Here is an 11,900-nt window from a genome sequence, read left to right as displayed (position 1 = left end):
CTGCCCCGAAAACATACAAACCCTTCAAAACCAATAGCAGAGAACACCATGAAATTAAGCAGTTTATTTGCACTAACGCCTATCGCGTTTGCATTGTCGGTAAATGCGCAAACTACGCAAAGCGATACGGTAGAAGCTAAAGAAGCAGACGTTGAAAAAATTCGTATTGTTGGCGTTCGTCAAAACCGCGTTAGCCGTGGGGCAACGGGCCTAACCATGGAAATAAGCGAAACGCCGCAGTCTATTAGTATTCTTTCTGAAGACTTAATGCAGTCGTTTGGTGCGTTTAATATTAATGATGCGCTAAAGCTTGCGCCGGGTATTAATGTAGAAGAGTGGGAAACTAACCGTACCAACTACACGGCCCGTGGTTTTGAAATTAAAAACACGCAAATAGACGGCGTGGGCCTGCCGAACGACTGGGGCATTGTTACCGGTGCTGTGGAAGCCTACGGCTATGAAGAAATTGAAGTTATTCGTGGTGCCAACGGCCTGCTAACCGGTGTGGGTAATGCGTCGGGTACCATTAACTATGTGCGCAAGCGCCCAACCAACGAAGAGGGCGGTGAAATTGGCGCTAGCATTGGCTCGTATAACTTTAAGCGCGTACAGGGCGACTATTCAATGCTGCTTACTGAAGACGGCAGCTGGGCAGCCCGTGTAGTAGCAAGCGTTGAAGATAAAGAGTCGCACATAGATGGCCTGGAAAACGATCGCAGCTTTGTGTACGGTGTAATCGACGGCCAGTTGACCGATAACGCTACGGTTACGTTTGGGTTGTCTTATCAAGATGCGAATACCGACGGCAACACCTGGGGCGGGCTGGTGTTTAACTATACCGATGGCACCCAAGCCGAGTGGGACATTAGCGATACCACGTCTCAAGAGTGGACGAAGTGGGATACGGAAACCACCAATGCCTTTGTAGAGCTAGACTACGTATTCGATAACGATTGGCAATTGCTGCTTAGCTATAACTACCGCGACTTTGAAGATCAAAGCAAACTGTTTTACGCCTATGGCGCTATTGATAAAGATACTGGATTAGGCCTGGTTGGCTGGCCGGGTCGTTACGACTCAGAGCGAGATTCTCATCTTGTTGAAGGCCGTGTATTTGGTGACTTTTCCCTATTTGGTCGTAATCACGAAGTAAACTTTGGGGTAAGCCACGCTACCAGCGATGACGTGTCTTTCGTTCACGCCTTTGATTATGCTACTACCCCTGCTTACGGCCCCACACCAGCGTTCCCTTATGCGCTAGATGCGATTGCCGAGCCAGAGTGGCTGGCGGCTTCCGAGTATTCAAACATTGAACAAACCCTAACTCGTTACTTCGGTTCAGCCCGTTTTAGCATTACCGATGAAATGCATATTATTGCTGGCTTTAACGCTATTGATTTTGAACGTACAGGGCAAAACGCTGGTGCGGTTATCGATAACTCAGAAAGCGAAGCCAGCCCTTATGTGGGTGCTACCTATGCGGTCACTGAAGATATTAACGCGTATGTGAGTTATTCAGACGTGTATCAGCCGCAAGAGCAGTACGACATTAACGGCCAGTACCTAGACCCGACCAAAGGCCAAAACTTTGAGGCCGGCGTGAAAGCCCAGTGGTTCGACAACCGTTTATTAACCACGTTTGCTTACTTTACTGCAGAGCAAGATAACTTGGCAGCTTACGCAGGCACTAACCCAGACACGCTTCAGTTTTACTACAAAGGCGTGTCGGTAGAGTCTAACGGTTTTGAAATTGAAGTAGCTGGGCAAGTAACCGATGCGCTGCGTGTTAATGCGTCTTACACCAATATTGATGTGGAAGACGAGCAGGGTAATGATGCTAACTTATGGGCACCGCGCGACGTGGTTACGTTCCAGCTAGGGTATACCATTCCCCAAGCACCAGAGGTGGAAGTAGGCTTTGGTGGTCGCTGGCAGTCTGAAATAAGTAATGTGGATTACAACGTTGAGCAAGGTGCGTATTTCTTGGGGAATGTGTATGCATCACGTGCGTTTACTGAAGACCTCACCGTTCGCATGAACATCAACAATATCTTCGATAAGAAGTACATTAATAGCCTGCATACCGTGGGTTATTACGGCGCGGGTATTAACGCCCAGCTAAGTGCGTCGTATACGTTTTAATTACGCTATACGCCCGCCGTGTTAATGCGTGTTTTAGCGTAATGCGGTGGGCGTATTGTGCCTTCTTCATTCATTAACGATTGTGACGAAGGCGTCGCCAGTTAACTTTCTGCTATTGCTTGGCTATCCGCAAGCGGTAGTTCAATAGTAAACGTGGTGCCCACGCCTTCCTTACTTTCCACTGAAATACTGCCATTGTGATTTTCAATAATGCCGTGGCTAATGGCTAAACCCAGTCCTGTGCCTGAGCCTACTTCCTTTGTTGTAAAAAATGGCTGAAATAGCTTGGGTAGGTTATCTGATGAAATACCGCAGCCATTGTCGGCGATGTAAATTTTTACCGAATTCTCAAGTTCTTCAGTTTTAATTGAAATAACGCCGTCTTTTTCTACTGCCTGGGTAGCGTTCATTACAAGGTTAATAAAAACTTGGCTTAGTTCGGTTAAATTGCCGGTGATATATACATCGTTTTCCCGTTCATAGTGAAGGGTTACATTGTGCCTTAGCTCGTTATTAAGTAGCGACAGGGTTAAATCGATAGCCTGCTGAACCGACATGACTTCTTGTTTTGAGTCTGACGGATGGGCAAAGTTTTTCAGCCCCGCTACGGTTTTACTTACCCGTTTACTGCCATCAATACTTTGGTCGATTAAAGGCCCTATATCTTCGCAAATGAAATCAATGTTATCCCAGTTCACCGATATGTTGGTGAGCGTATCGAGTTGCTCCTTTTCTTTGTCCGGCAAGTTGTTAAGCTTGGTAAGAAGCGGAGCGATATCGTCCATATAGCTTTTTAGCGTATTTAAGTTGCTTAACAAGAAGCCTATCGGGTTATTTATTTCATGGGCTACTCCAGCTGCCAGCACACCAAGCGACGCCATTTTCTCTGCATGCAATAGCTCCTGTGTGCGCTGTTCTACCAATTTCTCTAAATGTTTTGCGCTAGCTTTTAACTCGTCATTAAGCTGTATCATTTCCTGATACATGCTTTCTTTTAGCTGAAGCGTGCCAATGTAAAAGTTGATGGGGTCGTGATGCACAAAGTCGTTTAACGCCAAGTTCATTTTCGACAGCTGCCCCATGTTGGTTAGCTGCGGATAACCGATAAAGCAATAGTTGTCTTCTACTTCGTAGAACGCGCCACCAAAAACAAAGGAGGGGCTGCTAATGGGGCAAAGAGTAATTAGCTGCCCGTTGAACATTTTTATAATTTGGGTGCTTAAAGGCAGCTGTGGTGCCACAAGCTTAAACAGCTCTGAAAACGGCGCGTTTACCGTAAGCTCAGGGCATACTTTGCCAAACGCATTACTGAAATTAACAATGTTGAGCTTGTCATTTAAATCTAATTGAAACGTTTGTGATTGCACTGGCTAGCTCATTTAAAGTCGATGCGAAAGGTGCTAAACGGGTTGTTTTCGTCTCGCAGTTTAACGGTTGAGACTGTTGCCGGCTGATTAAAGTGTTCGCACACACCCATTAACAGGCCTTCCACAAAAGGCTCGAGGCCGTCTCGTGATGAGTGATAATGGATAGTGATGCTGCCATCGTCGTTTTTCTCGCATAAAAACGATGGAGGCACTAGCTCTTCCAGCTGCGCTGAAATTACTTGGTGCATGTTGTTTAAGTTGGAAATAAATTCAAATGCGCCGCCTGAGACCAGCGAATACATTTCTTTGTAGCTGCCTTGCGATGTTTCTTTTACCCAGTCTTCTCCCATTTGACGAAGAAATACGGCTAAGTCTACGTTTAAATGCTCAACAGAAGCACCAACAATACCGAACGTCACTTCATCGCTATATGGCTGCACTTCTAGAAAGGTCGACTCGTAATCTCCCAAGGATGTTTTTATTTCATCCCATGCAGATTGGCCGTATCGATTAATCACTGTTGTGGATATAAATTTGTTTATCATGCCGTACACGGGGCATCTCCTTTACACTACCTATGAAAAAACATAGCACAGGGTTCAGAAACTGCGAGAGAGCGACGCGTTTTATTAAAAATTACGCCGTTTTTTTATGTACTTATTGCGTTATGGACCCAAAGCCTTGAGGTAAAAAGTTTAAGATAAAGAGATTAAAACAAAAAGTTTTAGAGCAAAAGTGTAGACGATTTATATTCCGCAGCGTTTTAAAATATGGATATGGAAAACCGCAGACTTAACCTTAATTAATTTGATTGCAAATTAACCAATGACTACTGTTATGAAAGTGAGACTTATTAAGGAAAACGTCATGCAATCATTGAAAAAAGTGTCTTTGCTCTTTGGTACAGCCGTTTTAAGCCTAACCATGAATTCGGCGGTATTTGCTCAACCCGATATGCAGTCTGTGGAAACTATTGACGTGCAGGGCGAGAAAACTACGCCTCAATTAAAGCGCGCGTTTAAAAAGCAGCAAATGGCCTTTATTGAGTTATACAATTCCGTTAATACGGATGCCCAGTTCGACGTAATTTGTAAATGGCGCAAATTTACTGGCAGCCAAATTGCGCGCAAGTTATGCGAACCCAGATACATGATTGATTTTCGGGCGTTAACGGTTCAAACCTGGTCTACTCAGCCAGGCATTGATTTTAATCGCCTGCCCAACGACGACACTCTGCGCTTTTTAACGAAAGATACTCGGGAAGAAGCTTATCAACATGTTGCTGCTCTAGTGGCAACCAACCAAAAGCTGCTAGACAGTTTTATGAAATTAGATGCGCTTCATGAGCGAATTAAAGCGCGCAGCGAAGCCGATAACTAATAAACACCATCGTTATTTTTTCGCAAACCAAGCAACTGCCTTGATTAAAATTAATGCAGTTGCTAGTGTCTTGATACCCCATAAAAAAGGACTTTTAATGACGTGTGTTTATCAAGCGCATGTTCACTTATCTGGCCGCATTTAGCGTTTATCTACTGATAAATGCAACGAGGAATAAAGTAGGCGAACATGACGTTTTCAACCGCGCTATCGCGCACAATACTCAAAGGGTTTATTGCCACTACAGTCTGTGTATCTCACGTTTGTTTAGCGCAAGCGACGGAAACCTGCATCAGTTCTGATGTGGTATTTCATAACGGTGTTATCTATACGGCTGACGATAAGAATTGGCAGGCCGAAGTGGTTGCAGTTAAAGACGGGCGTATTGCGTTTGTGGGCAAAGATGCTGACGCCGCGCCGTGGCACTGCGGTGCTGAAAAACGCATTGATTTACAGGGCAGCACGCTTTTCCCTGGCTTTACCGACAGCCATCAGCATCTTGAAGGGGTAGGCAAACGCACGCGCACCCTCAGTTTGTTCGGTATACCTACGTTAAAGGCCACAGTGGCTGAAATTAAAGCCTTTGCTCAAACCGTGCCAGAAGGTGAATGGGTATTAGGTCGCGGGTGGATAGAGCGCGAGTGGCAAGATGAACAACGTTTTCTAACCGCTGCCGACCTCGATGCGTTCACTCAAAAAAAGCCGCTGTTTATGCCCCGCGCCGACGGTGTTTCAGCCGTGGTAAACTCAAAAGCGTTGGCCCTTGCGGGTGTCACCAAAAACACCCCCGACCCTGAAGGCGGTAAGTTTGAACGCTATAACGATGGCACGCCTACCGGCTATGTTTTGGCAACGGCAATGGACTTCTTTAGAAATATTTTACCCCCCGAGTCCAATCAATATATACAAGAAAATTTAAAGCGCGGTATGCAGGTAAATGTGTCGCAAGGGTGGACGGCAACCCACGACGCTGGCATGAAGTGGCGAGAGGTTCAGCAGTTAAAGCAACTGGCCAACGATGACGAAATGCTGCACCGGGTTTATATTGCCATACCTATTAGCGAGTCTGATAAGCTTTTTCAAAATGGCACTGAAACGCTTGCACAAGGGCTGTTTTATTTAAATGGGATAAAGGTGTTTATCGACGGCACCTTAGGTTCTCGTGGTGCTGCGCTTCTTGCGCCTTACAGCGATGCTGATCATAGCGGTTTTATGAACCGCACCACAAAAGCTGAGCTTATGCCCGTGTTGGAACAGGCGTTAAAGCAGGGCTTTCAAGTAATGACCCACGTTATTGGCGATCGCGCATTATATTCAACGCTTAATTGGTACGAAGAGGCGTGGAAGGCGTTGCCCACCGCCCAGTGGAAATCAGATGATCTGCGCTGGCGCTTAGAGCACGCGCAAATTATTCCACCCAATCAGCAAGACAGACTGGCAGACATGAATATTGTGGCATCAATGCAGCCAAGTCATGCCATAGGTGACTTAAACTTTGCGCCAAGCCGTTTGGGCTACAGCCGCTTAGAATACGCTTACCCTTGGAAATCGCTGGTGAATAAAGGTGTGATCTTGGTAGGCGGATCAGACGCGCCAGTTGAAGTGGGCGACCCACGCATTGAGTTTTACGCAGCTATTACCCGTAGTAGGCTTAACGGTACGCAAGATAAAGGTTGGCACCCAGAATTGTCGTTATCTCGGGAAGATGCGCTTCGCATGTTCACCCTATGGCCTGCCTATGCGTCGTTTCAAGAAGATAATTTAGGCTCTATTGAAGTGGGCAAATATGCCGACTTTTCCGTTTTCGACACTAATTTTATGACAGCAGAACCTAGCGATATTTTGAAGGCCAACGTTGTAATGACGGTGGTAAACGGCAAGGTAGTCTTTCAAAATCTTACCAATAATTAATCTGTTCTTATAAGCGCTGCATGCTGTTGCGTGCGGCACTTTCTGCGCTCCTCTTAATAACAAAGCGTTCTTTTATCCTAAAGGCTAATATAATATTCGTCTAATGAGTGATAATTATCTGAATAAGGTGTATTTTTTAGTGAATTTATTCTAATTTAAAGATGCATATTAGTTTGGTTGTATCACATTCTATTCAACAACCGCTAATAAGTGTTGCCTACGCCAATAATAAAAATAATCAAAAACCTTAAAACGCTTAAAAAACCACAAGTCTTGAAGGAGAAACACATTGGATCAAGGTAACTTTCCTAAAGGGAAAAAACTTAATCGAATAACCTCAGCCATTATTGCTAGTTCATTACCGTTTTTTGCGGCAATGTCAGCACCTGCTTTTGCACAAGAAGCGGAAGAGAAAGCAGAAGATTTTGAAAATATTATTGTAACGGGTACACGCATGAGCAACCGCTCTGCAGCCGACTCGCCAGTACCGGTAGATGTTATTACGGGTGAGGAATTCCGCCAGAACTCGTCAAGCGACGTGCAAGATATGTTGCGTACGAATGTACCGTCGTTCGATGTAAACACACAGCCAATCAGTGATGCGGCTACCATTGTGCGCCCGGCTAACATGCGTGGTCTGTCGCCAGATAACGTGTTGGTACTGGTAAACGGTAAGCGCCGTCACCGTGGCTCTATCATTTCTTTCCTTGGTGGCGGTATTTCTGATGGGGCGCAGGGTGTTGATATTTCGGCAATTCCATCACTCGCCCTGAAGCAAGTAGAAGTACTACGTGACGGTGCATCGTCACAGTACGGTTCAGACGCTATCGCAGGTGTGCTTAACTTCTTGCTCCGCGATGACGATGAAGGTTTTGAGTTCCGTGCAAACTATGGCTCTACCTATGAAGGCGATGGTGACAACTACACCATTTCTGCTAACGCTGGTTTCTCGCTAGGCGCAGATGGCTTTGTAAACATCACAGGTGAAATTCGTGACGTTGAAGGTACTGTGCGCTCAGTAGTACGTAACGACGTGCAGGGCATGGTTGATGCGGGTTACTTAACTCAGGCAGATTTTTCGACCATTAACACCTACACCAATGAAGTGCCACAGTACTGGGGCCAGCCAGACGTAGAAGACGACTATAAAGTGTTTATTAACTCAGCATACGAGTTAAACGACAAAGCCGAGCTGTACTTATTCGGTAACTACGGCAAGCGTACAGTAACCGGCGGTTTCTTCTACCGTAACCCGGTAACCGAGGGCAGCCAGCGCGGTGGTGTATATGCAGGCCCACTGGTTGACCCTCTAACGGGTTTAGAAGATCCAGACGGTGTACACTCAGTGCTTGTAGGCGACCTTGACGGCGTAGGTGTAGGTGGAAGCTGTATCGACGGTATTCCAATTGGCGGTAATGGTAATGTATTCCCTGACCCATCTTTCCTTGCTCAGGTTCAAGCCGACGATAACTGTTTCTCGTTTATTGAAACCATTCCTACCGGCTTTGTGCCGCGCTTTGGTGGCGATAACGAAGACATGGCGTTTACGGTAGGTGTGCGTGGCGATTTAGAAGTAGGTAACGGCTTAGGCTACGACTTCAGTGCGCAGCGTGGCTCTAACCGCACAGATTTCTTCATTAAGAACACCATTAACGCATCTTTAGGCCCAGCTACTCCGCGTGATTTTGTACCTGGTGGTCAAGAGCAAACCGAAACACTAGTTAACCTTAACTTTGTGTACGGTGTTGATGTAGGTTTAGCGTCTGACTTAAACGTTGCGTTTGGTGCAGAATACCGTAAAGAAGAGTTTGACTTATTTGCCGGTGATGAAGCGTCTTATGCGCTTGGTCCGCTAGCAAGCCAAGGCTTCTCATCTAGCTCGAACGGTTTTGGTGGTTTCCCTCGTGATACTAGCTCGTCGCAAGACAGTAACGCGGTTTACATTGACTTGGAAGCCGACGTAACAGAGCAACTTACCCTACAAGCAGCCCTGCGTCGTGAAGACTTCAGCGAATTCGGTGATACCACTGACTTTAAACTTGCGGGTATTTTCCACGTAACTGACGACTTCCGTTTACGCGGAGCGTACTCAACCGGTTTCCACGCGCCAACAGCGGGACAGGCAAGCATTACTAACGTTACAACGCAAAACGTGAACGGCGTATTGATTGACCAAGGTACACTGCCATTGTCATCGGCGGCAGGTCAACTAGCGGCTGACTTCATTGAAAGCCAAGGCAACGGTCGTCCAGACCTAGGGCCAGAGGAAGCGGTGAACTTCTCATTCGGTGCATCAATTGATGTGGCAGACATGAGCTGGACCATCGATTTCTACAACATCGAAATGGAAAACCGTGTTGCGCTAGGTGCCAACGTAAACTTCCTAGATGCGCTTAACTTCGCCGGTGGCGGTACAAACTACGCAACCGTATCTGAAGCGCTTACCGAGCTTGATGCGTCGGGTATTATCGACCGTTCAGACTTTATTGGTCTTGATGATTTGTCGCAGTTCCGTTTCTTCTCGAACAGCTTTGACACTACTACACGCGGTATCGACATTGTAGGTAACTACAGTTTCGATTTATGGGAAGGTAACTCACGTATTACGCTAGCGGCAAACTACAACGAAACCGAAGTAGACGATGTAGGTACACTTAACCCTATCGGTGAAGGTCGTGTTGCAGCTATTGAAGACTTACTGCCAAACCTTCGCGGTAATATTTCTTGGACGCACACGCAAGGCGCACTTCGCACTCTAGTTCGCGCTAACTACTACGGAGGTTGGGACGACACAGGTAACGGTGTAGACGGTATTGATGCGGCTATCTTGATAGACGTTGAAGCTAAATACTCTTACAGCGAAAATCTCGACCTTGTTATTGGTGTGAACAACCTGTTCGACGAATATCCAGAAGAAAATCCAAGTGCGGGAAGCTTAGGTCAGCTTTACTCAGAAGCTAGTCCGTTTGGTTTCAATGGTGGTATGTGGTACGTGCAGGCACGTTATACTTACTAAGCCATTTTAGCCAGATAAAAAGCTAACTAACTAGTTTATAAACAAAATTGAATACCGCTTCTTGTTATAAGAAGCGGTTTTTTTTGACTGAAATTTATCCAAGTGCTAAGTTGAGAAATGTACAAGTAAAACAACGAGGAAGTTAACTATGATAAACCTACGTAAATACGGGCTTCATGCCATAAAAACAGCTGCGCTGTCGCTAGCGCTTGCAGCAAGCTTTCAGGTAGCCGCGCAAAACGATAAAGAACGCGTTGAAAAAATTGAAGTATTCGGCCAAAAGACTACACCGCAATTAAAAAGAGCATTCGATAATCAGCGCTTCGAATTCTTAGAACTGTACAACAGTATCAATGAAACTGCGAAATTCGATGTTATCTGCAAATATCAAAAGTCCATTGGAAGCAAAATTGCCCGTAAAAGCTGTGAGCCCCGCTATGTGAAAGACTTTCGCGCCATGAAGATTCAAACCTCTTCTACAGTCCCGGGTATCGAACTCAATCGCTTACCTAGCGACGATGATATTCGTTTTCTTACTAACGACACGCGAGAAGAAGCTTTTGAGCATGTTGCCGCGCTCGTTGCCACACACCCAGAACTGTTTGACAGCTTCAGAAAGCTAGACGCGCTGCATCAGCGCATTGAGCAGCGCAAAGAGGGCAACTAGTTCTTTGCGCTTCTTCGAAACTATAAAAAATGCGGCATTAAGCCGCATTTTTTTGTGTTAGTTTTTATTACTGATATTTTTTAAGCTCTAGGCGCGACACCATGCCTTTGTGCACTTCGTCTGGGCCATCAGCTAAGCGAAGGGCTCTTGCGCCAGCCGCAAAGCGTGCTAGTGGGAAGTCGCTACACATACCTGCGCCGCCGTGAATTTGCAGTGCCATATCCACCACGCTTTGTAGCATGTTTGGCACTACTACTTTGATGGCTGAGATCTCTGTCATAGCGTGTTTAACGCCTAAATTATCTATTTTCCATGCTGCGTGAAGGGTAAGTAATCGCGCTTGCTCTATTGCCATGCGAGCATCAGCAACGCGCTCTAGGTTACCTCCTAAACGGATGATGGGCTTACCAAAAGCAACCCGTTCGTGACCGCGTTTAAGCGCTAGCTCTAATGCTTTTTCGGCCATGCCGATAGCGCGCATACAGTGGTGAATGCGGCCTGGGCCTAAGCGACCTTGTGCTATCGCAAATCCTTTGCCTAAACCCATTATAATGTTGTCTTTACTTACACGAACATTATCAAAGTGCATTTCGCCATGGCCGTATGGCGCATCATAATCGCCGTAGGCATCTAGCATACGCTTTATAGTAATTCCGGGTGTGTCTAGCGGCACTATTACCATACTGTGGCGGCTGTGCTTGTCATTTTCTGGGTTGCTAAGACCCATGAATATCGTGAATGCCGCGTTAGGATGGCCTAGGCCTGTCGACCACCACTTCTTGCCGTTAATAACGACATCGTCACCATCTTCAATGATGGTGGCGGCCATGTTGGTCGCATCAGACGAAGCAACATCAGGTTCGGTCATGCCAAATACCGAGCGGATCTCGCCAGCCAGTAATGGTGTTAGCCACGTTTCTTTTTGTGCATCGCTACCAAAGTGATACAGCACTTCCATGTTGCCGGTGTCAGGTGCATTACAGTTAAATATTTCAGGGGCAAAGAGGTATTTCCCCATGCGCTCAGCCATCGGCGCATATTCCAGCGTAGTCAGGCCTTGGCCTAGCTTAGCATCGGGTAAGAATAAATTCGCTAAGCCTGCTTCACGTGCTTTGGCTTTAAGTGCCTCGGTGCCAGGGTGTAGCTTCCAGTTTTTCCAATCGCCGTGATTATTTTCTTTATGATGAAAGTCGTAAACTTCATTTTCAATTGGCGCGATATGTTCAGCAATGAAGTTATCAAGTTTTTCTAATAAGGCTTTGGTTTTGTCGTTATGTGAGAAATCCATAGGGTACCTTTATCTTTATATTGTTCGCTTTCGTTTGTAATGCTTAGAAACAGCGTATTTGAGTTTCGCATCACATGGTCGGGTTGTTTATCCAAGCGCGCAAAACCATGTACTGTGATCATCGAATAG

The 11,900-nt window shown here is 46.1% G+C and carries 8 protein-coding genes; 5 read left to right on the top strand and 3 right to left on the bottom strand.

The genetic code is table 11. The features are described 5' to 3' along the window. The first annotated feature begins 48 nt into the window (after positions 1–48). Positions 49–2,142 carry a TonB-dependent siderophore receptor gene (locus GVO62_RS06715; RefSeq protein WP_159118290.1) on the top strand — a complete coding sequence of 698 codons (2,094 nt, stop codon included), beginning with the start codon at positions 49–51 and terminating at the stop codon, positions 2,140–2,142. 101 nt (positions 2,143–2,243) lie between these two features. Here the strand turns inward: GVO62_RS06715 and GVO62_RS06710 are convergent, their stop codons facing one another. Then, positions 2,244–3,509, bottom strand: coding sequence for a sensor histidine kinase (locus tag GVO62_RS06710; RefSeq protein WP_159118289.1), 1,266 nt, complete (start codon positions 3,507–3,509; stop codon positions 2,244–2,246). An 8-nt stretch (positions 3,510–3,517) separates the two neighbouring features. After that, positions 3,518–4,054 (bottom strand): heme NO-binding domain-containing protein, encoded by a 537-nt coding sequence (locus GVO62_RS06705; RefSeq protein ID WP_173359561.1) that lies wholly within the window; start codon positions 4,052–4,054, stop codon positions 3,518–3,520. Between the two features lie 322 nt (positions 4,055–4,376). Here GVO62_RS06705 and GVO62_RS06700 point away from each other — a divergent pair, with 322 nt between their 5' ends. The 4 genes from GVO62_RS06700 to GVO62_RS06685 all read left to right on the top strand — a co-directional run bounded on the left by GVO62_RS06700 (position 4,377) and on the right by GVO62_RS06685 (position 10,483). Then, positions 4,377–4,889, top strand: a complete 513-nt coding sequence (locus tag GVO62_RS06700) for a hypothetical protein (protein WP_159118287.1) — start codon at positions 4,377–4,379, stop codon at positions 4,887–4,889. Positions 4,890–5,078: 189 nt separating this feature from the next. Then, positions 5,079–6,800, top strand: a complete 1,722-nt coding sequence (locus tag GVO62_RS06695; protein ID WP_159118286.1) for an amidohydrolase — start codon at positions 5,079–5,081, stop codon at positions 6,798–6,800. Positions 6,801–7,089: 289 nt separating this feature from the next. After that, complete coding sequence (locus GVO62_RS06690; protein WP_236547091.1) at positions 7,090–9,816, top strand: TonB-dependent receptor plug domain-containing protein; 2,727 nt, start codon at positions 7,090–7,092, stop codon at positions 9,814–9,816. A gap of 148 nt (positions 9,817–9,964) precedes the next feature. After that, positions 9,965–10,483, top strand: coding sequence for a hypothetical protein (locus GVO62_RS06685; protein ID WP_159118285.1), 519 nt, complete (start codon positions 9,965–9,967; stop codon positions 10,481–10,483). Positions 10,484–10,550: 67 nt separating this feature from the next. Here the strand turns inward: GVO62_RS06685 and GVO62_RS06680 are convergent, their stop codons facing one another. Beyond that, positions 10,551–11,771, bottom strand: coding sequence for an acyl-CoA dehydrogenase family protein (locus GVO62_RS06680; RefSeq protein WP_159118284.1), 1,221 nt, complete (start codon positions 11,769–11,771; stop codon positions 10,551–10,553). Positions 11,772–11,900: the final 129 nt, after the last annotated feature.

The organism is Alteromonas sp. KUL150 (assembly GCF_009811475.1).
GTDB classification, from domain to species: Bacteria; Pseudomonadota; Gammaproteobacteria; order Enterobacterales; family Alteromonadaceae; genus Alteromonas; species Alteromonas gracilis.
Note: the sequence above shows the minus strand (reverse complement) of the source record. Positions and strands in the feature narration are given on the sequence as shown.